Origin of the sequence: Paenibacillus sp. FSL W8-0426, from assembly GCF_037969725.1 — a bacterium.
In the GTDB taxonomy this organism is placed as follows: domain Bacteria; phylum Bacillota; class Bacilli; order Paenibacillales; family Paenibacillaceae; genus Paenibacillus; species Paenibacillus hubeiensis.
The window spans coordinates 774,408-798,597 of sequence record NZ_CP150203.1 but is presented as its reverse complement, the minus strand read 5'-3'; the positions used below and the strand labels follow the sequence as shown (position 1 = coordinate 798,597).

19 protein-coding genes and 1 riboswitch are annotated in these 24,190 nt (G+C 51.0%); of the genes, 6 read left to right on the top strand and 13 right to left on the bottom strand.

What is annotated here, in order from left to right; genetic code table 11:
* Window positions 1–482: 482 nt before the first annotated feature.
* The 6 genes from MKY59_RS03695 to MKY59_RS03670 all read right to left on the bottom strand — a co-directional run bounded on the left by MKY59_RS03695 (window position 483) and on the right by MKY59_RS03670 (window position 7,244).
* On the bottom strand, window positions 483–839 hold the full coding sequence (locus tag MKY59_RS03695; RefSeq protein WP_339276042.1) for a hypothetical protein: 357 nt from the start codon (window positions 837–839) through the stop codon (window positions 483–485).
* A gap of 189 nt (window positions 840–1,028) precedes the next feature.
* On the bottom strand, window positions 1,029–2,405 hold the full coding sequence (locus MKY59_RS03690; RefSeq protein WP_236420847.1) for an NCS2 family permease: 1,377 nt from the start codon (window positions 2,403–2,405) through the stop codon (window positions 1,029–1,031).
* 177 nt (window positions 2,406–2,582) lie between these two features.
* Window positions 2,583–2,682, bottom strand: a riboswitch (purine riboswitch).
* A gap of 167 nt (window positions 2,683–2,849) precedes the next feature.
* Complete coding sequence (locus MKY59_RS03685) at window positions 2,850–3,695, bottom strand: carbohydrate ABC transporter permease (protein WP_236420846.1); 846 nt, start codon at window positions 3,693–3,695, stop codon at window positions 2,850–2,852.
* 45 nt (window positions 3,696–3,740) lie between these two features.
* Window positions 3,741–4,616, bottom strand: coding sequence for a sugar ABC transporter permease (locus MKY59_RS03680; protein WP_236420845.1), 876 nt, complete (start codon window positions 4,614–4,616; stop codon window positions 3,741–3,743).
* Window positions 4,617–4,728: 112 nt separating this feature from the next.
* Window positions 4,729–5,970, bottom strand: a complete 1,242-nt coding sequence (locus MKY59_RS03675; protein ID WP_236420844.1) for an extracellular solute-binding protein — start codon at window positions 5,968–5,970, stop codon at window positions 4,729–4,731.
* A gap of 290 nt (window positions 5,971–6,260) precedes the next feature.
* A complete protein-coding gene (locus tag MKY59_RS03670) occupies window positions 6,261–7,244 on the bottom strand; it encodes a family 43 glycosylhydrolase (RefSeq protein WP_339276040.1) in 984 nt (327 codons plus the stop codon).
* A gap of 327 nt (window positions 7,245–7,571) precedes the next feature.
* Here MKY59_RS03670 and MKY59_RS03665 point away from each other — a divergent pair, with 327 nt between their 5' ends.
* Window positions 7,572–8,495 (top strand): ArsR family transcriptional regulator, encoded by a 924-nt coding sequence (locus tag MKY59_RS03665; protein ID WP_236420842.1) that lies wholly within the window; start codon window positions 7,572–7,574, stop codon window positions 8,493–8,495.
* A gap of 296 nt (window positions 8,496–8,791) precedes the next feature.
* On the opposite strand, the gene MKY59_RS03660 is transcribed toward MKY59_RS03665, so the two are convergent.
* The 6 genes from MKY59_RS03660 to MKY59_RS03635 form a co-directional block, all read right to left on the bottom strand.
* Window positions 8,792–9,460: a hypothetical protein gene (locus tag MKY59_RS03660; RefSeq protein WP_339276038.1), complete on the bottom strand. Its 669-nt coding sequence runs from the start codon at window positions 9,458–9,460 to the stop codon at window positions 8,792–8,794.
* 242 nt (window positions 9,461–9,702) lie between these two features.
* Complete coding sequence (gene guaA, locus MKY59_RS03655) at window positions 9,703–11,241, bottom strand: glutamine-hydrolyzing GMP synthase (protein WP_236420840.1); 1,539 nt, start codon at window positions 11,239–11,241, stop codon at window positions 9,703–9,705.
* Between the two features lie 435 nt (window positions 11,242–11,676).
* On the bottom strand, window positions 11,677–14,004 hold the full coding sequence (locus MKY59_RS03650) for a transglutaminase domain-containing protein (protein ID WP_339276037.1): 2,328 nt from the start codon (window positions 14,002–14,004) through the stop codon (window positions 11,677–11,679).
* Window positions 13,991–15,307, bottom strand: a complete 1,317-nt coding sequence (locus MKY59_RS03645; protein WP_339276036.1) for a DUF58 domain-containing protein — start codon at window positions 15,305–15,307, stop codon at window positions 13,991–13,993. The genes MKY59_RS03650 and MKY59_RS03645 overlap by 14 nt, the downstream gene beginning before the upstream one ends.
* A complete protein-coding gene (locus tag MKY59_RS03640) occupies window positions 15,304–16,296 on the bottom strand; it encodes a MoxR family ATPase (RefSeq protein WP_339276034.1) in 993 nt (330 codons plus the stop codon). The genes MKY59_RS03645 and MKY59_RS03640 overlap by 4 nt, the downstream gene beginning before the upstream one ends.
* Window positions 16,297–16,389: 93 nt before the next feature.
* Window positions 16,390–17,598, bottom strand: a complete 1,209-nt coding sequence (locus tag MKY59_RS03635) for a polysaccharide deacetylase family protein (RefSeq protein ID WP_339276032.1) — start codon at window positions 17,596–17,598, stop codon at window positions 16,390–16,392.
* Window positions 17,599–17,934: 336 nt separating this feature from the next.
* Here MKY59_RS03635 and MKY59_RS03630 point away from each other — a divergent pair, with 336 nt between their 5' ends.
* Window positions 17,935–18,591 carry a DedA family protein gene (locus MKY59_RS03630; RefSeq protein WP_236420835.1) on the top strand — a complete coding sequence of 219 codons (657 nt, stop codon included), beginning with the start codon at window positions 17,935–17,937 and terminating at the stop codon, window positions 18,589–18,591.
* 64 nt (window positions 18,592–18,655) lie between these two features.
* Here MKY59_RS03630 and MKY59_RS03625 read toward each other — a convergent pair whose 3' ends face one another.
* A complete protein-coding gene (locus MKY59_RS03625; protein WP_339276031.1) occupies window positions 18,656–19,906 on the bottom strand; it encodes an MFS transporter in 1,251 nt (416 codons plus the stop codon).
* Between the two features lie 173 nt (window positions 19,907–20,079).
* On the opposite strand from MKY59_RS03625, the gene MKY59_RS03620 reads away from it, so the two are divergent.
* From MKY59_RS03620 to MKY59_RS03605, 4 genes are read left to right on the top strand one after another with little or no spacing between them, the layout of a single operon-like run.
* Window positions 20,080–21,597: a spore germination protein gene (locus MKY59_RS03620; protein ID WP_339276029.1), complete on the top strand. Its 1,518-nt coding sequence runs from the start codon at window positions 20,080–20,082 to the stop codon at window positions 21,595–21,597.
* Window positions 21,598–21,617: 20 nt separating this feature from the next.
* The gene (locus tag MKY59_RS03615) at window positions 21,618–22,823 is read left to right on the top strand and encodes a Ger(x)C family spore germination protein (protein WP_339276028.1); all 1,206 of its coding nucleotides are present in this window, start codon (window positions 21,618–21,620) and stop codon (window positions 22,821–22,823) included.
* Between the two features lie 6 nt (window positions 22,824–22,829).
* Entirely contained in the window at window positions 22,830–23,066 is a 237-nt protein-coding gene (locus MKY59_RS03610; protein ID WP_236420831.1) for a hypothetical protein, read from the top strand.
* A 17-nt stretch (window positions 23,067–23,083) separates the two neighbouring features.
* The gene (locus MKY59_RS03605) at window positions 23,084–24,178 is read left to right on the top strand and encodes an endospore germination permease (RefSeq protein ID WP_339276027.1); all 1,095 of its coding nucleotides are present in this window, start codon (window positions 23,084–23,086) and stop codon (window positions 24,176–24,178) included.
* The last annotated feature ends 12 nt before the right edge of the window (window positions 24,179–24,190 follow it).

Below are 24,190 nucleotides of genomic sequence, written 5' to 3'. Positions count from 1 at the left end.
ATAAAATATCTCAATGTTGCTCCGGTTTTTATACAGTCATACGACATGCACCAAAAACCCTCGCATTACTCACTCGTTGTTCAGTTTTCAAAGATCAAACTTCGTTTTCGTTACTAGGTTGTTGTCCTTAGCAACTCTTATATCTTATCACATCCGAACCAACTTTGCAATCACTTTTTTTAAGTTTCTTTTTCGAAGCTTATTTGCTTTGCTTGCCGCACCGTGTGTTTCTCGGTGTTTTCTTGGCCGGAATTAGAATATACCATGTACATAAATATTATGCAAGTGTTTTTTTAAACTTTTTATCAGATGTCCCCTTAGCTCAAACCTAATTATCAAACCAATGCCGATTGTCCTGCCCCTTCTCTGTAATGAAAGTGACGCAAAAGTTCCCTTCTATCCAAACGCTCAAGAAACACAGCTTCTACGTACTGTTATGCCATTCCCCAAACTACAGCCTGATAATGCCCCCCTCCGAGCACTTACATCAAAAAAGCCGATTTGGTGTTTGGCTGCCAGCGCTCGCACTGTCTCATATGCCTCTTCTGCCTCGACCAGGCAAATGCCACATATATGATATGCCTGCCGATCGAGTATTCGGTTAAACGATTGTCCGTCCCTTCCTCCTCCATCGCTTCAAACGTTTCGTCATCCACATCCATGGACGGAAATACTTGAACCATATCTTCATAAAAACGCTGAAGTTGATCAGCACTTACAGCGATATCTTTGTATGTATGACCTTCGCTCCACTCTGTTTGTTTATCATACCATGCGAGAAATCCCTCTCTGCTCTGCGGGGCAGCTTTCGTATCAAATACCATCAAATCGTAACTCATACTTTGCCTCCTTACTGAAAATGTCTACTTATTATATAGAAGATACTATTTCATCATCACCTCCCAAAGTGTCTCTGGCTCTAACCCCGCGCTTAGTTCCTCGCTGCACATCCTGCACCAAGCTGCAAAGCAACAAAAAAAGCGAAAGCCCGGGTCACCCGCGCTTCCGCTTTCTTCAATTCATTATCTTTATTCCCCGCCCATAAATACAAAGCGACAAATCACAATGATCGCTAATATCCACATTAACCAGTGAATCTTCACCTTGCGTTCGGTAACCAGGTTACCGAACACTGCCAATACGACATAGGATACAATCCCCGCCGAGATCCCGTTCGCAATCCCGCCCGTGAAAGGCATGAGTACGATGGTCAGGAATGCCGGAAACGCCTGCAGAAAATCATTCCACTCAATTTCGCGCACTTGGCTCATCATCAGCACACCCACGATAATCAGGGCAGGAGCCGTCGCAGCGGACGGTACGACCAGCGCAAGAGGCGCAATGAACAAGGAAAGGATAAACAACAGACCTGTCGTTACCGAGGTAAGGCCTGTACGCCCACCAGCCTCTACGCCCGAAGCACTTTCCACGAACGCCGTAATCGTGCTCGTCCCCAGCGCAGCACCCGCGCTGACACCGACAGCATCAACGAGCATCGCTTTACCGATCGTTTTCTCGCCTTTTTTCTTGTCTTTCATGATGCCCATCCGTGTCGCGGTACCCACCATCGTCCCGAACGTGTCAAACAGTTCTACAAATGTAAAAATGAAAATGATCTCAAACAGTCCAAGGCTAATCGCGCCTTTCAGATCAAGCTGACCCACTGCCAGATCACTGAAGTTAGGCAACCAGCTGGCAGTGGACAAACCATCAAGGTTGGTCACCCCCATCGGGATACCGATCAGCGTAGTAGCCACGATACCGATGAGCAGCGCACCTTTGACCCGCATAACCATTAATACGGCAATCAGCAAAAGACCGATCAATGCCAGCAGCGCATCATGATGCGTGATGAAGTTACCCAGCGACAAATTGAAACTGCTGCCCGGAATAGGCTTGCTCAGGTCAGCATCCGGCGCAACGTTTACCGTCACTGCAACCAGGTTGGCCAATTTGAAACCAACAATTGTAATGAAAAGACCGATACCGACCGTGATGGCAATCTTCAACGTTTGCGGCACGGCAACAAGCAGCATCTGGCGAATGCGGGTCACAGTGAGAATAATGAATACGATACCCGAGATAAAGACGGCACCGAGTGCAGCCTGCCAAGTAATCGCTCCATTTGAACTGAGAACCACGGTCATGAAGTACGCATTCAGCCCCATACCCGGCGCAAGCGCGATCGGGATGTTAACGAACAACCCCATAATAATGGTCATCAAACCCGCCCCGACGGCAGTCGCAAAAAATACCGCATTGTCCGACATGCCGGCACCAGCTTGTCCAAGGAACAACGTATTGACGAACAGGATGTACGCCATCGTCATGAATGTGGTAAGTCCCGCAACAACCTCCGTTCTGACGGTCGTTCCGTTTTCTTTTAATTTAAAGAACCGATCCATGTTTTACTAACTCCTCCTTAGAGTAAATGAAGCCATTTCGAAAACGACAAATGACCCTGAGCATATGATTAAGCACCCAGGGTTCCGATTGGTCAGACCGGCACTCCTCTTCTAATGAAGAGACAAAAAAGAATTCCCATGTGCGCATGGTAACGCATTGCATGCAGAATTCATGGTGCCGCATCTTCTCCTCTTCGTAGCAGGATCATTAGGGTGATCTCGTAGAGACTCCCGAGCCCATTCCCGGGATTATACGAACAGTATGCGCGATTTGTTTGTTTTCCATCACTATTTTAGAAGCGGCGTCCCCTATTTGTCAATGACAAAAACGAATGTTAAAACTGAAACCGAAACCAAATGTTCGTGTTCAAGCAAAAAATATGAACAGAACACCAAAAAGGCTGCCGTAATTCACGACAGCCAAGCATGAATGTTATCGCTTCATTACCCTTTAATCCCGGAATTGAGGTTAATGGATTGAAGGAAATATTTTTGGGCAAAAATAAACAGAAGCAGTGTCGGAATGATGGCCAAAATCGCAGACCCCATCAATTGTCCGATCATCCGGTAGTTTCCGTAGATATCCTGCAGCAGCAGCAATCCTGCCGTGATCGGCATTTTTTCGACATCCGTGTACACGATAACAGGCCAGAGGAAGTCGTTCCAAGACCCGATAAACGAGAACAGACCACAGACGATCAGTACCGGTTTCACGAGCGGCAAAATAATGGAATAGTAAATTCTGAACTCACCTGCTCCATCCACTTTGGCGGATTCGTCCAATTCATGCGGAATGCCTTTCATGAACTGACGAACGAGGAAGATATTCCCCATACCCGCAAGCCCCGGGATGATCATCGCCCAGGCGGTATTAACCCAGCCCAGCGCTTCGATCACTTTATATGAAGGAATCAGATTGACGACACCAGGGAAAAACGAAATGCCGAGCAGCGTGAAGAAGAGGGCATCTCTTCCCTTAAACTTGAGACGCGTATAACCGTAACCCGTAAGGGAAATGATCAAAACGACCAGCGCCGTATGCGAAATGGCAATGACAAGCGAGTTCACCAGCCATCTTAATATCGGTGCGGTTGAAGTGTTCTGCAAGACGGCAAGATAGTTGCCGAAGTCCCACTCTTTAGGAAGCAGACTAAAACCTGCCGATACGACCTCTGACTGCGAACGAAATGATGTTGTGATGCCGAAAATGACGGGCACAGCCCATACGATGCAAATACTGATCAAAAAGAGATACGATATATATTTGGATATGCTTATTTTTTTCGCCATTGTATTGTACCTGCTCCTTCCCTATCCACGTTCGATTCCGCCAATCTAATTGGCATTCCGGTTCATCACGTAATACTGCAGCGCGGAGATCACCAGAATGACCAAACCAAGCAACACGGCCATCGCGGAAGCCATCCCGGCTACCGATTCGCCGGAGCCAAAGGCCAGCTGCCGAATGTACATCATCAGCACGTGAGTGCTCTGCTGCGGTCCACCTTTAGTCATCATCAAAGGCTGTCCGAAGACGTTAAACGCCCCTGCTGTCGTCATGACAAACGTGAAAATCAGCGGAAAACGAATGGAAGGGAGCGTAATGCTGAAAAATCTGCGCACAGGCCCTGCACCGTCCATCTCGGCGGCCTCGTACAAATCACCCGGAACGCCATTGATTGAGGCACGATAAATAATCATGTTTCCACCAACGGCACCCCAGACTGAAATCACGATAATAATAATCCATGCATAAGGCTGATTCGCCGCCCAGGATATTTCCGATCCGAACACATTCCCGGTAATACCCAACTGCTTGTTGAAAATAAGGGACCAGATCAGGGCCGCCGCCGAAATGGAGATCAGACCCGGAATGTAGATAATGGCCTGCATGAAACCTTTGAACTTGACCTTCTTATGCTCAAGGGCAACCGCAACCAGAAGCGGAATGATAATGAGAGGCGGCACACTTAACACCACAAAGATCAATGTGTTCTTCAAACCGTTGTAAAACTGGAAGTGGAAAGAGGACTCGGTATCGAATAAAATGGTTTTATAGTTATCCAATCCAACCCATACCGGATCGTTGATCAGGTTCCATTTCGTGAAAGAAGCATAAATACCGTAAATCGTCGGCAGCAAAATGAACATCAGGAACAGGATCAAGTGAGGGCCAACGAACAGGAACGGTGCAAAAGATCGTTTATTCATATCCTTTCATTTCTCCTTTGGGAAAAGCAATGCGCCAACCAGGTGGCACATTGCTTTTAATGCAATTAAATGGCGGGGTGCGCATCACACATCCATTTGTGTCGTTCCGGCATCATTGGGCTCCGCTGCTGCCTTGCGCGATCTTGTCTTCAACTTCCTTTTGCATCGTCTGCAGCGTTTCATCGAGGTCGACATTGCCTCGAACGATGTCTACGGAATATTTATCCACGACTTCTGCAATATATGGATAATACTCATACGTGTAAATGTAAAGGGATTCGATTTCTTTATCGTTAGATGTGAAGAACGATTGCATGTAGTTTTTGTATTCGGGATTCTCAATGACCTGTTTACTTGCTACGGTCTGTCCGGCTTTCGCCCACTCCATTGAATTCTGACGGATGAACTCCAGGAACTTGCCGATGCCTTGCTCCTTCTCATCGGTTCTTGCTTCATTCTTCATCATGGCGAACAAGTGGGAAGAAGAACGGTTCGTAAACTTATCGGCAGTCGTTGAGTACACATTCGTTACGCCAAAGTTCAAACCTTCAACGGCCGCATGCGCCGTGGAACTCCATGTGCCGTCCGTAGAGAACAGTACGTTGCCGGATTGGAACATCAAGTACCCATCTTCGCCGAATGGGGTCATCAGGCCGGCATCGGCAACTTTCTTGATGCTTTCGTAAACCTGTTTCATTTCCGGTGTATTGATCGAAGGTTTACCGTCTTTCTGTACGTCTCCGCCGACGTTCTGCAATTGGCCCAGAACAACCCAACCAAACAGGGCATCATTGACGACATAGTCCCCCTCATCCAGCTTCCCTTGCAGGGAAAGCATTTCGTCGATGGTCACAACGTTGTCGTCCAGGAAAGATTCGACGCCGTATTTCTTCAACAAGTCTTTGTTGTAATACATGACGTTGCTATGAATATCGAGAGGAACGGTATATTGCGTGCCATCGATGTTACCCGTGGACCAAGCTTGCGGCAAGTAATTTTCTTCCTTGATCTCCGGCTGTCCGGCAAGCACGTTCGTCATCGGTTCCAGTACGTTTTGCTTAACGTATCCAGGCACGCGGTCAGCGTGGATAATTGTCAGATCCGGAATACCTTTGCCGGAGTTGATTACAGTGGACAGTTTCGTATACATGTCAGAAGTGACTACATGTTTTACTTTGATTTCCGGTTCGGTGGCATTATATTCTTTGACCAGTTGATCCATGTACGCTCCATCTTCACCCGTCAATGGCGTCCAGAACGTAATCGTATTTTTGTCGTTCGAGCCGCAGCCTGCGAGCACAACAGCCATTAACAAGACAAATGCCATGGATACTAAACCTTTTTTACGTTTCACACAAGAACCCCCCTAGAATGATCAATCCCAAATGTTTAACTGTAAACGCATTCAAATATCATACGAATATGGCAGGGCGTGTATCCAATCGGAATCCCTTGAAACATAACCCTGCATTATCGTTGGAAACTGGATGGAGGAAGCTTGCCTAGGAGTGCTCCCTCCGACCACCCAAACATTAATCTTTAAATTAATGATTAACGTTTTTATGAATTTATCGTAATTCATAGCGCTTTCATTGTCAACCACTTTGTTCCACTTTGCTGGAATAAATCTTGCTGTGTTTTTCGTTACACTTCAAAAGAACGGCCGTCCGGCACAGGAATGCCGAATACGGGGAAACCCGCATCGTCCCACCCGAATACTTGAGCGCGGGCATGCCGATTCGGATCATACAGCGGATCGCCCTCGATCTCTTTGTAGTTGCGTGCATGATAAACGATAATATCCTGGCTTCCATCCGGGGATACGGTAAAACTGTTGTGCCCCGGTCCGTATTGCCCCACTTCCTCGTTCGTCTGGAACACGGGCTCCGGAAGCTTGACCCAGCTTTCCGCCGCCAGAAGATCGCTGTCCTCATCGGCATAAAGAAGTCCCATGCAATAATTGTGATCGGTCGCGCTCGCAGAGAACGCAATGAATATCTTTCCGTTGCGCTTCAATACCGCTGCTCCCTCATTCACCAGAAAGCCAATCTTTTCCCAATCATGCGTCGGCTCGGCAATCATCACTTGTTCCGAACCAAGGGTCCACGGGTTTTCCATGGAAGCGATGTACAGATTGGAATTCCCGACAATGTCAGGGTCCTTCTGTGCCCATACAAGATATTGCACGCCTTTATGCTCAAATGAAGTGGCATCAAGGGCAAAGCTTTCCCATTTGGTTTTGATCTGTCCCTTCTCGACCCATTCGCCTTCAAGCGGATTGGCCGATTCGTTTTCCAACACGAACATGCGATGGTCGAAGAGGCCTTCAACCGTTTCCGTGGTGCGGGCTGCAGCAAAATAGATATACCATTTGCCTTGCACGAAATGGATTTCCGGCGCCCAAATGTTGGCACTCATCGGCCCTTTGTCATACTTGCGCCATGCCACAACAGGCTCGGCCTCGCCCAATTCCTGAATCGTGCGGGCTCTCCTCACTTCAATCCGGTCGTATTCCGGCACGGAGCCGGTAAAATAATAATATCCGTCGGTATGTTTGTATACCCATGGATCGGCTCTCTGCGGTATAATCGGATTAATAAACGATGTTTCTGTCGGTGCGGTACTCATCGTGTCATCCCCTGTCCTGTGAATAGACCCATTCACATTTTTGTTTATTAATTCACATTTACATTGATTAATTCACTTAAATACTAAAATACAATCCTAAGATGTGTCAATTGCCTTAACGGTAAAATCTCTCCAATGATTTGAATTTGTTTACATTTTTCCGAATCATTCTGATTAATTTTTGTTTTTTTTCAACATATTTGGTATATTTCTTTAAAGAGACCGTTCAACTTTTCTTGTGATTGCTTTCGAAATCCGATATTATTAAATTCTACGTTTAACATTCACAATAATGTTAATAGTTCATTTCTGTTCGGAGGAATAACATTGAAAATCGACCTGAACGAAAAAAACCTGCATATTTTTGAAGCACTCTCCAGCAACGTGCGCATCCAAATCGTGCACCTGCTGTCCAAAAAATCGATGAATATAAAAGAACTGGCCGAAGCTCTCGGCCTTAGCAGCGCCATCATGACCATGCATATCAAGAAACTCGAAAAGGCCGGCGTCGTCGAGTCAGCGATGGCCCCCGGCAAAGGAGGAGCCGCGCAAAAGGTTTGCTCCCTTAACATGGATACTCTTGAAATCGCATTCCCGACCAAAGACGTCATTCCGCGGGAGATCCGCAAAACCGAAATTTCGGTCGGCCACTTCACCGATTTGCAGATCAAACCCACTTGCGGCATATGCACGCGGGATTCCATCATCGGCATCTTTGACGATCCGCGCTACTTCCTGGACCCGGATCGGCTCAAAGCCAAAATCCTGTGGTTCGGCCAAGGTTATATCGAATACAAGATCCCGAATTATTTGATGGGGGATGAAAATCCGGAGGAGCTTGAAATTTCGATGGAAATTTCCTCGGAGGCCCCGCTGACCAACAATAACTGGCCTTCGGACATCACGTTTATCGTGAACGGGGTCGAAGTGGGCATGTGGACTAGCCCTGGGGATTTCGGAGGCAAAGGCAAGCTGAACCCGCCATGGTGGTTCGAAAGCGTCAACCAGTACGGGCTGCTGAAACATCTGATCATCAAAAAAGAAGGCACCTTTATGGATGGCGTCAAATTATCCGACGTGAGCATCGACGATATCGGTATACGCAACAGCTATTGGTCCTTGCGCATCGCCGTTAAGGAAGATGCCGAGCATATCGGCGGCGTCACCCTCTTCGGACAAGGCTTCGGCAATCATAATCAGGACATCATTTTCCGCCTGTATTACACGCAGCAAGAGGAAAAACCGGAGTAATACTTCTTGGGAAATAGATGATATAGAAACCGCATTCATTAATCACACAAGGCCGCTGCGAGTGCAGTACCATCTTCCGATCGCTGTTATCCCCAGATTTTTTTGAATCCCCTTTTCTAAGGGGAAAATCATCACTTACTCTTTTTTCGCCATGCAGAAACAAGGCCCTGCCTCCGTCAAGAACGGTGGTCAGGGCCTTTGCTGGTTGATTAGGCTCAGTTAGTTAAACATAACATACCTAGGAAAAATCATGTTCCTTAAGTCTGGACTTCCTTCTTGCAGAGCAATATCTTCCATCAGGCACCCGGTGGCTGCATTCCCCCGCTGAATCCGCCGCCGACTCGAACCTCCAAAGCATTCCAGGTGTCTCCATCCAAGGTGACATTCACGATGTCCCCTTCCTTCAGATCGGCGGGGCTGATCTCACTTTCGGTTCCGCCCTCTTCTCCCTGTACCATCGAAACAAGCTTTGTCGAATCGGTCAAGGCAACTTCAACCGTCTCATCGGTGAACATACCCTCTGTGTTCATCTCACCCGGGGGTAGTCCTTGTCCCTCCCCACCTTCCGGCGCCGCTGGCGGTTCTTCGCCTTCTGCCGGAGCGTTTCCTGACTGTGCATCTTGAGGCGGTTGTTTTCCCTCATTCATCGTGCCGCCTTCGCCGGGCTGCTGGGAAGACTTGTACAACGTGATGGCTTGACCATCGATGGACTTGATTTTACCCATCAGCATGGTTCCTGGAACCTCCGTTGCCGCCTCTTGTCCGGTTTGTCCCTCGCTCGCTTCCGAGGTCTGCTCTGCTCCGTTGGAACTGTCCGCCGCAGTCGCCCCTGCCGCAGTCGCCGATATGTCCGTTGATGCCGTTTCTGTATTTTGTGCCGCCGTTCCGCAGCCTGCCAACATAACCACTAACATTGCGCTGCTTAAACCCATCGTCCATTTGTTCATTTTGTTTTTGTTCTTCATATGAGTCGTTCCCCTTTCAGCAACTTTCGTTGTTGATGTACTTAGTGTACATGCCCCACCTTAAATGGATCTGAAAGTAAAATAAAAAAACTCCCTTCGATCCTGCTGAAATTACGCAGATAAAAGAGAGTCTTTTTCGCTTTATTGTTGCCGTTATGGCTGAAATAACGATGTTAGTCCACGAAACAAGCCCTGGAGCACCAGGGCTTGTCCCGAACTTAACAACATGAATAGTTAATGACCTATTCCCACTCTATTGTTGCAGGTGGTTTGGACGTTACGTCATACACGATCCGGTTGACGTTGTCCACTTCGTTGACGATGCGCACGGAGATTTTCTCCAGCACGTCCCAAGGGATACGTGCCCAGTCCGCCGTCATGCCGTCGATGGAAGTCACCGCACGAATACCTACGGTGTAGGAATACGTACGCGCGTCACCCATAACGCCAACGCTCTTCATGTTAGGCAGCGCCGTAAAGTACTGCCAGATTTCGCGGCCCAGTCCGGCCTTAATGATTTCTTCACGCAGGATGTAATCGGAATCCCGTACGATTTTCAGCTTTTCTTCCGTAACTTCGCCAAGCACGCGGATCGCAAGACCCGGGCCCGGGAATGGCTGACGCCATACGATTTCGTCCGGCAGACCGCATTCTGTTCCCACTTTGCGAACTTCGTCCTTGAACAGAGCGCTCAATGGCTCAATCAATTTGAAGTTCATGTCTTCAGGCAAACCGCCCACGTTATGGTGAGACTTGATCGTTTGAGCCGTAGCCGTGCCGCTCTCTACGATATCCGTGTACAGCGTACCTTGAGCCAGGAATTCGAAATCATCGAATTTTTTGGACTCTTCGTCAAAGACGTAGATGAATTCGTTACCGATGATTTTGCGTTTTTGTTCCGGATCGTCAACGCCCGCCAATTTGGACAGGAAACGTTCCTGTGCGTCGATTTTGACCACTTTCATGTCAAACTTGCCAACAAAGGTCTCCATAACGCTTTCGGCTTCGCCTTTGCGCAGCAAACCGTGATCGATGAACATACATGTCAGTTGGTCGCCGATCGCTCTGTGGATCAACGCAGCTACAACGGAAGAATCCACGCCGCCGCTGAGCGCGCAGAGCACTTTGCCGTCGCCCACTTTTTCGCGAATATCGTTAACGGTATCCTCGATGAACGTTTCCATGCTCCAGTTGCCTTCGCAACCGCAAATTTCGTACAGGAAGTTGCGAATCATTTCATTACCGCGCACGGAGTGCTGTACTTCCGGGTGGAACTGGACTGCATACAATTTGCGCTCGTCATTGCTCATCGCCGCGATTGGCGCACTTTCCGTACCTGCATCCAGTTTGAATCCTGGAGGAAGCGTAACGACGTGGTCTCCATGGCTCATCCATACCGTGTGCTCGCCTTCGATGCCTTTAGCCAGGGCAGCGCCCGGAGCAAATGCCAGGTCTGCTTTACCATACTCGCGTTTCTCGGCGCGCTCCACTTTACCTTCGAGCTGCTGCGCCATAAGCTGCATGCCGTAGCAGATCCCGAAGATCGGAAGTCCCAGATCGTAAACGGCCGGATCGACGTGCGGCGCATTCTCTGCGTACACGCTGGATGGACCTCCGGAGAATACGATCCCTTTCGGCGACAATTCCGCAATTTTCTCAGCCGGTGTGTTGTACGGCAAAAGCTCGCTGTACACGCCCAGATCCCGGATTCTTCTGGCGATCAATTGGTTGTACTGGCCCCCGAAGTCAAGGACAACCACAATTTCATTTTGCTTGTTCATTACCGTGCCTCCCTCAATTAATGAAACTAATTATACGCAACGACAAAACATACCGTCAAGGAAAGGAGAAGCTCCTTTATTCGACATTTTTGCGTATGTATGCCGTGCAACGTCAGGACGGACAAACCTCCACTGGATAAGGACATTTTTGCGATGGACACGCTTGTCCTTCCTCTGTTCATCCTTGCGTGGAAAAACGCCCCATTCGCGCCAAAACGCGACACAAGGCGTCCAGAAACCTAATCTTCAACTGAACTCGGCAGCAAAGCGCAAATACCGCCTTAAGGCTGCGGCTTTACCACATATACGCTCACGACTGTGACAAACACCACGAACTCTCTTTCGCCCCTAAGGTGTTACGCATCCGACCCCACGTGTGCCTGAGATCGGCTTGGTCTATGTGAGCGGCCGGGGCGGGTTGGCGCCGCCTGCCCGTCAGGAGGCCCGGTGGTGCCGGGCCAGGCGCAGCGCCCGGCGCAGGAAATCGAGGCTGTCCGCGCGCAGCGGACGCTCAGGCCCGTACAGCAGCCGTTCCCAGTCGGCTGCGAACCGCGCGACGTCCGCGCTGTCCGCGCCCGCGGCCACGGGGGCAGACGCTGCATACTCCCGCAGCGTCATGCCCTCCGGCCGCGGGCCGTACCGGCGCGCGAGCGCGGCCCAGACCGGAGCGGCGGCGCGCAGCAGCCGCTCGCGGTCCGGAAAGCTGCTGCGCGGCCACGCCAGCAGCAGCCACAGCCGCAGCGCGGGGCGAAGCCGCCGCATGCGGAACGCGCCGGCGGCGAGCAGCAGCGCCGCTGCCGCAAGGGCTGCCGCGGGCCACGGGTCCGCGGCAAGCTCCCGGGCGCGTGCGTGCAGCCACGCGCCCGCACTGCCCATGCCGCCGCCATGCTCCTGCGGCGGCGGGGCAACTTCGCCGGGCTGCTGCCCGGCGGCCGCCGCAGCGCCCGCATCAGCGCCTGGCGCCGGCCCGAATCCCGGCGTTGCTTCAAACGGAATCCAGCCCGCGCCGGGAAAATACACCTCCACCCAGGAATGGGCATCCCCCTGGGTGATAACATAACGATCCGGAACCTGCGGATCCGGTTCTCCGGGGGCAAAACCTTTCACCCACCGCGCGGGAATGCCTTCCGCACGCAGCAGCACAACCATCGCCGTAGAGAAATGGTTGCAATACCCGGCATGGGTCACGAACAGGAAATCGTCTACGAAATCCGTTCCACGCGGAGGCATGCGGGTATCCAGCGTGTATGACGCATGCTGACCGAGATACGTTTTCACCGCCTGAACGGCATCATACCGGGTCTCGCTTTCCCGAACGATGTCGGATGCAAGGTCACGCACGCGCTGCGGAAGCGTGTCCGGCAGTTGAAGATACGTTCTGCGAACTGGCGCAGGATCGCCGCTCCCATGCATGGCGACAAGCGACCGAAGCTGTTCCGGTGCAGCGGATGGTATCATGACATCCACCGTATATGCCTGCACTCCGCCCGCACTTCCGGCAGCCCCTGCCAGCCATAACGTTCCTGTATCTTCATTAGAGAGCAATTCCCGGCCACTCGGTTCGTGCCCGCTGTTGCGATCCAGAAAGGTAAAACGAACCGGAACACCTCCCGTAAAAAGCGGGCTCGGACCCCGCCACTCCCGCTGCATGGTGATCGTTTGCCGGATACGGGTCCAGTAAGCCTGATTTTCCCAGCCATCAACCCGCAGCAGACCTGAGGGATCGGCATGCTTGAAGCGCTGCTCCGCATCGCTCCAGGAATTTCCGTTATAAAAGGAACGGGTCTCCCCCCGCCAATAGGTTGCCTTAGGGCTGCGAGCCGTGAACACAATCTCTTCTCCTTGGGTTAACGGCGCGCCCATCGGTGCATCCACCGTACCATATCCGGTGACGGACAAGGAGGCAGGAATGCTTCCCGATGGAGCATATCCTGCCCATTTGGCCAGGCTTTCGGCCATTCGGCTCAAGGAGATCCGTTCGGCCGGAGCCACCGTTCCCAACTGGATGGGAAGCGTTGATACCAGGATAAGAAACGCTGCGGACCCCATCGCTATGCCGCACCATGCACCGTATGTTCTGGCCCGCCAGCGGTATGCCCCCCCTCCGCCGGTAATGCGCAAAAATTGCAGCAAACCTTGAATGCTCAACAACCATAAGACGGACCGCACGATGGAACCAAAGGCATCGAACCCCACCAATGCTTCGAGCAATAGCAAATACAGCATCGTGCCCATGCCAAACAGCATGACGCTGCGTCGCATCAAAACGAGATACTGCACGGAAGCCAGCAGCATGCTCCATCCACAGAGCATGAGCAAACCTTTCGTTTCCGTGCTCATCGCGCTAAATCGGCCGCTTCCCATCCATGCGCCCAAATCCGCATTCAGCGTTGCCGGATATGACCATGCCCATTCTGCAGGGTGATTCCCTCCATACATCAGGGATAACGAGACCAGCACAACCGGGATTCGCAGCACGATGCCCGTCATCAAGCTCGTACGCAGCAAACCCATCATGAGAAGCACGGCCGACATGCCGAACATGACGCTCAAAAAACGCTCGCTCCCCTCCTGTCCGGAGGACGTGACCGGATGAATCCACTCCATGGAAAGGATCAGCACCAGAGCGGATATCGGCAGCCTGAACGCCCAGGGGATCGAGGCGACCATCGGAAGCTCCGGACGGGCCCCGGTCGTTTGCCAAGCGACCTCCCCAACCGGGAATGATGGCAGAACAGAGCTTTTTCGTTCACGCACCCACATCGACGACCACCGCCTTTCCCGGTAAAGACAAGCTGCCGCTGACGGCAGGCCCGGCAACAATACGAACGCCGCACAGCCTAAGCTGTTCCAGCCAGGTTTCGGTGGATTTCGCATTTTCTTTTAACGGGTCTGCATGGCCAGGTTTCACTTCCCGGATACCTTCATTCGGCCCAATAGAAACGTTTCCCGCCATGTGCTCGGTCAGATGCAGCTCCACGCGAAATCCGTCATCGGCCGCCCTATGAATCCATTCGACAAGAGCTTGGTCCGGTTTGCCGGCAAACACAACAATGTCCGAACCTTGAGGCAAGTCTTCCAGCATCCTTGTTTCCAGCCTGTCAGGGCCGGCAGGCGAACGACCCAGGCGAGCATGGGCCAATCTGTACAAAGCGCGTTCCAGACTGTCTTCAGCGCTCTCCGCGTGCCTTGGGAATGGCCGATCACCATCGTCTATGCCGGGCTCCTTCCCCTCCAGCCACAGCCTTAACGGGATATGGCCCATGTCGGCATCGTGGATTCGGCGCGCAGCCATTTGCACCGCCCGTTCGAACCCTGGATGATCGTGCTGATCACGGTTTTGGGCCTGATATCCCGTCCTTGCTTCATATAAAAGCACAGCTAGTGAAGCGCATGGCGAAGTTTCCGGCAGGAATGTATGCAGTTTGCCTGTTCTGGCCGAGCTTTTCCAATGAATCCGGCTGAGGGGATCGCCTTCCCGATACTCGCGGAGCTCGAAACCGCTGCTATCCGTAGTATGGGGATCGTGCGCCGTTCCATCTTCCGAACCGGCCCAGCCGCTGCCTGCTTCAATCTCCGTCCCGTCTCCAACCGCAGGCGTAACCACGATCGGTTCGCTTCCTTTCGTTACAGAAGAAGCGGTGTTCCAGCCGAACGCATCGCCCCAGTAAAGCCGTCCGGGGGACCATGAGTGAACCCCTCTGCGAAGCCCGTTTAGTTCATACTCGTATGAAAAATGTCTTTTCATACCAGGGAAGAACCATTTTCGATGCATGCCGGCAGGCGTATTGTCAGAAACAACGATCCATAACAGGGGGATGGGACAATCGAATGCCAATTCAACCCGCACCCTGACAACGTCCCCCACGGCAATCCGGTCGGAATGGAGATGCCTGCGAATACGGATGCGACGTGGCCCAAGCATGTGAAGCAGCAGTCCATATACCCACATGATGACCGCCATCGCAGCCAGAAAAAGAGTCGATCTCCCGCCATGCCATACATATAAGGCAACCAACGCAGTTGCCAGCATCGCATGAACCAGCCGCCCTCCAATCCCGGTCATGACCGCCGTCCCCTTCCTTGCGCCGCCATCTGAACGGGAACGGGAACCGTTGAAAGCACATCGCGAATGACCTGCTCTTGGGCGTTGCTTCCGTCGGTCCTGTTCTGCGATTTCAGTTGGATGCGATGCGAGAGGACGGGCACGGCCATTGCCTTCACGTCGTCCGGAACGACATAACTTCTTCCGTGCAAATAAGCATGTGCCTGTACCGCGGTCATCCACGCCAGCGTTCCTCGCGGACTGATTCCAAGCCTGACGGCGGCATGGCTTCGGGTAGCTACGGCCACGGCAACAAGATATTGCTTAATGACGGCATCCACGTGTACATGCCTTACCTCGCGCTGCATCGCAACCACCTCTTCGGCCAGCAGGACGGGCTTCATTCCCTCCACCCGTTCCCTGCTCCGCTCCCTGGACAAAAGTTCCACTTCCTGCTCCGGCTCCGGATAACCAAGACCGATCCTCATCATGAAACGGTCCAGCTGTGCTTCAGGTAATCGATATGTTCCTTCGAACTGAAGCGGATTCTGTGTCGCGAGCAGCAAAAAAGGTCGGGGAAGCGCATGAGTTGTACCATCGACGGTAACGCAGCGCTCCTCCATCGCCTCCAGCAGGGCGGACTGCGTTCGCGGTGCCGCGCGGTTAATTTCGTCGGCCAAAACGATGTGTGACATCACCGGGCCGGGACGAAAGCGGAACTCCCCGGTCGCAGAATGATAGATGGAAACTCCCGTAACGTCGGCAGGCATGACATCCGCGGTGAACTGTATGCGTCCCATGGAACAGCCCAACGAAGAGGCTACGGCACGCACAAGCATCGTTTTCCCCGTGCCGGGCACATCCTCCAGAAGAACATGGCCATCGCTAAGCATGGCGGTCAGAATGTACCCGATTTCCTTCCTTTTCCCAATAATGACTTGCTCAATCCGTTTCATCACCCTATTCAGCAGTTCCACCGCATGATCATGTTCCATCCGGATCGTTGACATGCCCTCTCCCACCTTTCTTGCCACTGGCATTTCTGAACCATAGTAATCTATGATTCATTGTTGCCCGGAAGTAGAAAGGATAAACCGGATTCTTCAGATCACGTCGTAGAACCGCCAATATGCTATGGAAGTGAGCGGCGGGCTCGCCTTGATCACCCACTCCGAAGCCGTTGATTGCGTGGAATGGATCGAGGCTCCCATCTGCTCCAGCAGTTCGCGCAGCGGCACCCAGATCGTGCCTCCATGGATTTCGACTTTAGCCTGGACGGCGCGCTCCTCCGAATCATGCCATCGTTTGGTCGTCATCCATCCGCCCGAGGGGTCCACTTGAACCATTCGATTCTTCCATAACACCGTTGCCGTTCTGGACTTCGCATCCCAACTCGCGGTGCCTCCGATCGTTTTCAAAAAGTGCCGCAGAGGAACCATAATCTGCCGATCGCTCATGCGGAATTCATCCTGGCCGAGCTCAGCGGTCAGTAATCCGATTTCTACCTTCAATTCCTTCTTCGCTGTCGTCCACAATTGGCGATTCGGATCAACATGCTGCGCAATCCAGGTTTTGCTCGGAGCTTGGCGAGACTTGTATTTTTCGCTAGGATGCACGCGAAATTGCACAGGCTCCTGATCGGAAGAACTCATGACGTCAAAACGATAGCCGTGATCCCTATAAAATTGGATGATGCCTGGCAGCGCCTTTACGGTCTCGGCATGCGCCCCACCGTCATGCATCAGCACAACCACCGAGTTTGTCCCGGCTGTGACATGGGTGGCATTGCGCAAAATTTCCTTGGCAGGTACGTTTTTGCGTTTGGAATCCCCGCTATCGACATTCCAGTCCATAACGGTATACCCGCCTCTTTTCAACAAATCGAAATAGTTCTGGTCAAAATGCCCGTAAGTACCGCCTGGTGCCCGAACCAGATCAGGACGGATTCCCGTGATGTCATGAATCACTTCCTCCGTACGCTTGATCTGTGCCCAGAACGTTTGAAAATCGCGGTACAGTTCGTTATATCGATGATTATACGTATGATTGCCCAAGGCATGTCCTTCTTTCAATATTCTGCGAATCTGTTTCGGATGGAGCTCCGCTTGTTCCCCCAATACAAAAAACGTGGCAGGCACGTTCTCCTTTCGTAAAATATCCAGCACTTCGGGAGTATGTTTGCCTGGGCCATCGTCAAAACTCAGATAGACGACTTTATCCCTATCGCTGTCTTTAGCCGCAGAAACGAATGATGCGCCCATCGTTCCGCCTAAGGCAACCATGCATATTGTCATGACTAACCGAAAGAACATTCGGCGCCACCCGGACCTTTCCGATTTATGTAGAAGTACTGCATTATAGAGAAATCGCGCTTCTTGAATCTTTGCCCCTTTTGATCTATGCGCCATTATCGAATCAACCTCCAGCATTCTATTGAAATTTTACTGCTAGACTTCAGCAGATTTGTTAGAATTATATGGAGGCTGCTTCTAAAAAAGACGTAAAAATGAAACTTATTTTCAGCAGCCTGGCAGCTGTATTTGATTCTCGCCGGCAGATTCGGTAGCATGAAATATAGTTATTGCTAACCATCGTTGCCTTATCGCCCCGCAGCATGATTCATATGAATCTCAGGAGAGTGAACTCTATTGGAATTGCTTGATAAGATCCAGCAATTATTTGGATCCTACGGATACAGCGTCTTGTTTTTCGGTCTGTTGCTCGAGTTCGTCGCCCTTCCCTTCCCGGGAGAAACAACGATGGCCTATGCCGGTTATTTGTCTTACAAAGGGCAGCTTGATTTCGGCATACTCGCCATCCTTGCGTTTCTCGGCACGACCATCGGTATGACAATCACGTATTTTATCGGGGCAAAGGCCGGATTGCCTTTTATAATGAAATACGGAAAATGGTTTTTCCTTAAACCCGACAAGTTGGATAAAACGCAAAAATGGTTTTCCAAATACGGCAACGGATTGATCTTTATCGGATATTTCATCCCGGGAGTCCGCCACTTTACCGGTTATTTCTCCGGCATAGCGGCCATCTCTTTCCGTAAGTTCGCTCTCTATGCATATACTGGTGCATTATTCTGGGTCGTCCTTTTCCTCGGCATCGGCAAATTGTTCGGACCTGGATGGAGTGCCGTATTCAAGCTGGCGCATCAGTACACCGCTTATATTGTCGCAGCCATCGGGCTTGTCCTGATCGCTGCCGTGCTTTACCGTTACCGCAAAGCTTTGGGGCAACGCTTCGCGCGGAAGTCCGTTCCCGTCCGCCAAAGACAAAAACAAAACGCGGAATAGGCATCGCTGTGTGCCCGTTCCGTAACGAAAAGGAGCCGCCAGATGCTGTGCAGGCTCCTTTTCGTTACGCTTCATTCCTGCCAAAAACCCGGCGATCCCGGATCCATGCATACGCACTCAAAAATAGCGCGAGCACGGCAAACCCGAGTCCCCCCGCAAAACCCAATTGGCGCGGGTCCATCCTTTCCAGCAAAACACCTGCACCGAACATGGAGAGCCCAAGCACACTGCCGCTCCATGCCGTCACCACACCGTAGATCACTCCCCTATGTTTCTCCGGAACTTTGATCATAAGCAATGTGTCCAGGCATATATTCCCAATTCCTGACATGAAAGCGAGCGATAGATAGATGATGACGGCGCTTATTGGACCCGGGGCCCCGCTCAGCACCATGAGCAGGCTTCCTTCAATGAGCAAACATATGACAACCCCTGCAAGCAACCTTCCTCTGACATATCGAGAACACAAACTGCTTAGTACAAGCCCCAAGCCAAGTGAAGAATAGAACATCCCCACTCCCCAATCACCAAGCCCAAACACTTGGATTGCATAAACCGAGATAAGGACGTTGTCTATGCCATTAATTACGGGAACCAGCAATTCAAACCCAATAATGACCTGCAGCGGAATCGACATACGAATCAACGGCCAGATCGCGGAAGTCGAGCCATTTCTTTTTTGAACATTCGTATCATCCAATACCCTGCCTTCATTTGGCTTTGATCCGGATGAATCATCCAGCCGGCGAACCAAACCTGATGCAAGCATGAATGCTGCTGCATTTCCCACAAAGGCGGATTGTGGGCCAAAAACAGTCGAGACAATACCGCCCAGAAGAGCGCCCACGATCAATACCACACCATTTAATACCTGCTCCAAAGCATTAACCCTTAGTAAATTTTCCGACCTAACAAACAGCGGAATTCCAGATTTGCGTACGGGTGCATATACAGCTTCTGCACAAGCCAACAGCGCCGTTGCGACATAGAGGATCCACAAATCCTCTGCTTGACGCACCAGCAGGTACCCTAAAGCAAGGGGAACCCTTATGCAATTGATGGTCAGCATGATATTTCTGCGGGAAAAATACTTCGTCAGCCAACCACCGACCGGAGCAAGCAATAAAAATGGCAGTACGCGCAGTGCCAATGCTACCCCGAGCATAACTCCTGAACCTGTGATCCGAATAATTATGGCAAGCATGGCCACTTGACAGAACCGGTCGCCTATTCCCGTCAACAATCCGGCCAAGAACAGACGCCGATACATTGGTTCATCCCGCAACAGACGAACTGCAGAAATGCGGAACAACATGTTTTTCACCTCAATAAATTAAATAGATAATCATCTAATTAGATATTATTCTAAATTAATAATAAAGGCAATCCTCTCCTCCACCAACGCCGTTCATCCTTTTTTTTGTCATAATTCGAAATATTCCCGGTCATACTACTTGCAAATATAGGATGTATGGGAGGAGGGACGGAATGGGGGCCACAAAGCAAAACCCTGAAAAAGAACCACACCCGATTTCCAGGAATTTGAGCGAAAATATGGAGTACTGCAAAACCATCATGGGACACAGCAACGACTTAATGATCCGACCATTGCAGAGTTTGCACAAATGGCCTTCCGTCTTGCTATACATCGATGGACTTGTGGATGTGCAGGTGCTTAACCTCGCCATCCTGGAATCACTGCTTCAAATGCGGGATCTGCCCTCATTTTCCAAGGATGACGAACATCTGACTTATCTTCAGAACGACGTGTTAACCGCAAGCACCGTCTTGTTCATCGATAGCATGGATGACGTTCTGAAAGCACTGCTGGCAGGCAGTGCCATCCTGCTGTTGGAAGGGTCCACACGCGGATTGAGAATCGCTGCCGCAGGCTGGGAAGACCGTTCTGTCGGCGAACCCATTTCCCAGTCCGTCGTACGTGGACCGATGGAGGGATTTACGGAAAATCTGCGTACCAACACGGCCTTGATCCGCAAACGAATCCGCGATCCGCAATTATGGATCGAGGAACGCGAGATTGGCCGGGTGACCAGAACACGTGTGGCCGTCCTCTACCTGGAGCATACCGTCGATCAGGAAGTCGTGAAAGAACTGCGCAGCAGGCTCGATCAAATCGATATTGACGGCATTCTGGAAGGCGGTTATATCGAAGAATTGGTTCAGGATAAAACGAGGACGCTATTTCCCACCTTATATAACAGTGAGCGTCCAGATACCGTATCGGCTGCTCTTCTCGAGGGCCGGGTTGCCATCATTGTCGACGGGACCCCCTTCGTTCTGCTTGTCCCTGCTTTGTTTGTGCACTTCTTTCAATCGGCAGAAGATTATTACCAGCGAGCGGACATCAGTACGCTCATTCGCATGATTCGTTATCTGGCTTTTTTTATCGCCTTGCTTGCACCGTCGTTTTACATTGCCATCTCGACCTTCCACCAGGAAATGCTGCCTACCAATCTGTTGATCAGCCTGGCTGCCCAACGTGAGGGGGTTCCCTTCCCTGCTTTCATCGAGGCTCTTTTGATGGAGCTGACCTACGAAATTTTGCGCGAGGCCGGCATTCGCATCCCCAAGACGGTCGGGCAAGCCGTATCCATCGTAGGTACGCTCGTAATCGGACAGGCTGCCGTAGACGCAGGGGTAGTTTCGGCAGCCATGGTCATCATCGTGTCCATCACGGCGATTTCAAGTTACGTTATTCCCGAGAACGGGTTATCGATCTCGGTTCGCATTTTGCGCTTCGTTCTGATGATGTTCGCGGCAGCTTTCGGATTCTACGGCATCCTGATCGTGCTGCTTATTACGGTTACCCATCTGTGCAGCCTGCGTTCATTTGGCGTTCCGTACATGTCCCCGTTTGCGCCGTTTGTCCAGAAAGACCTGAAGGATACCATTTTTCGTGTTCCCTGGTCCCGTATGAGAACCCGGCCTATTTCTACAGGCACGTCAAACGTGACACGAGAATCTTCTAAACCAACGAAGCGATAACTCAGTCAGGAGATCGGCGTATGAACAGATGCTTGCGTATGATTCTTTCCTTTGTGGTCCTGCTCCCTCTCCTCACGGGCTGCTGGGATCGGCAGGAGCTCAACGAACTCGGCATTATGCTGGGGCTGGGCGTCGACATGGAAGGCGAGCTCATCAAGGTCAGCGCTCAGGTTGTCGTACCGAACGAAATTTCCAACAAATCCGGCGGTGCCAAAGGTACCCCTGTGACTCAATATCAAGCCACTGCGAAAACGTTGTTCGAAGCGATACAGAAGCTTACGGAGATAAGTCCAAGGCAAACTTTCATGTCTCACATACGTGTACTCGTATTTGGAGAAGAGTACGCTCGAAAACAGGGGATCTACGATGTCACAGAGGCTTTGATGCGGGAACCGTCCGTGCGACCGGATTACTACGTTTTGATCGCAAGAAACACGACCGCAACCAAAGTTCTCGATCTGCTGACCCCTTTGGATAATATCCCGGCTGAAAAAATATTCAACTCGCTGGACGTGTCCGCCAAAACCTGGGCTCCTACCACGACGGTAACAGGGGATAAACTCATGGACTCCATGATTTCCCCGGGCATACAACCCGTCATTACGGGGATTGAGGTTATAGGCAATAGCGAAAATAGCGGCAGTAAGGATAATATTTCATTCATTCGATCACCCGCGCGGCTAAGTTCAACAGGACTAGGCATTTTCAAAAGGGATAAGCTGATTGGGTGGTTAACGGAAGAAGAATCCAAAGGGTACAATTACATCCGCGACAACGTTGTGGCAACGGTCGGCCATGTCGATTGCCCGTCGAGCCAGGGCGTCGTAACGTTGAAAACGCTGCGCTCCAAGACCAAACGCAAAGCTAAAATTGTCGGGGGTGAACCGGTTATCCATATCAAGGTCAAAACGATTTCGTCCATCGCTTCGGTCGATTGCGGCATGTCGATCGGTGCCATGGCGGCCATTCGGGAATTGGAGAAGCAATCCCAGGAGAGCCTCGTGGAGCTTATGCAAACCTCGGTCAATTCGGTTCGTCGAAAATACCACGTGGACATTTTTGGATTCGGCCAGGAAGTTTACCATGCCAATCCCAAATATTTTAAAAAAATCGAAAAGGATTGGGACAAATACTTCGAAAATCTTGAGGTGAAATTCGAATCGAATGTACAAATCAAACGCGTAGGTGCTTTGGATAACTCGTTCAAAAACGAAATAAAGGACTGAGAAAACATGCTCCTTTCATTATCTGCCATCCTTGCCGCAGGCATCATAGGATGGATTGACCTTCCCAAGCTGATCAAACAAAAACAATGGAAGGAAACAGCGGTCTACAGCGTTATGCTGCTGCTGGCGACCGTATTCACCGTCATTGCCGTCAACTTGTGGGAGTTTCCCAGCCCGCTAAATATCGTTATTTGGATCTACGAGCCTGTGAATCAGTTGTTGGCCCGCTTAACCGGGACCTAGCTAAGAGGGGGAGAAAAATGCTTGAACGGGGACGGCTTGGAACAAGACAATTGGCAACCCTTGTGTTCATGATGGTTGTGGGCGACATGATGATGATCTACCCTTCGGTCATGACCTCTTATGCTAAACAAGATGCCTGGATCTGTGCCTTGATTGGCGTCCCTGTCAGCATGGCTCTGATGGCCATGTTCCTCAAACTCGGCAGGGCCTATCCTGACCAGAACTTGGTTGGCATATGCCGCAGTGTGCTGGGATTCTGGCCGGGAACGCTCATTTCCTGTTTTTACATGTTCTTTTTTATCCTCGGCGCTTCCACCTACACCCGGGAGGTCGGCGACTTCATGACCACCCAGATTTTTCAATACACGCCGATTCGTGTCGTCATTCTTATGTTTGTCGTCGCCATCGGCTGGGGAGTGTATAACGGATTGGAGACGATGGGGCGCACCAGCGAGCTGCTGATTCCCATCGTCATCGTTTTTATATTGGTGCTCACCTTCTGCTTGCTGCCGAAATCCGATACCAGCAATTTAAAAGCGTTTCAGGATACGAATGCCGTATCTTTTGCCCAAGGGATCTTGGTAAGCATCATTTATCCGGTTGGCGAAACGATCCCGGTGTTGATGTTATTGCCGTACTCAGCCGCAGCACCGAACCGGACGAGGGATCTGATTGTGGCGGCAGGCATGGGCAATATCGTACTTGCTCTATTGGTTACCATCGCCATGCTTGTGCTGGGTGCATTCCTTACGCAGCATAACATTTATACTTCCTTTGTTTTGTCGCAAAAAATAAACATCGGCGACTTTTTTCAAAGAATAGAGGCACTTATGGCTTCATCTTGGTTAGTATCGACCTATTTCAAAACGATGGTCTACCTTTATGCCTTTACGGTAGGCATTGCGGAAATATTCAAAATGAAGCAGTACCGGTTTCTCATCCTTCCATCCTCCCTGCTGATCTTCGGCTTGGCGAATCTGATCGCCCCCGGCATTACGTATATTGTTATCAGCATCGTTCCCTACTGGGTAGACTGGGATACAACCATCGGCATCCTTTTGCCGGGCCTTCTTCTGCTGGTTCACCTGGGCAAATCGCGAAAAAATTCATAGACCCTATCATTG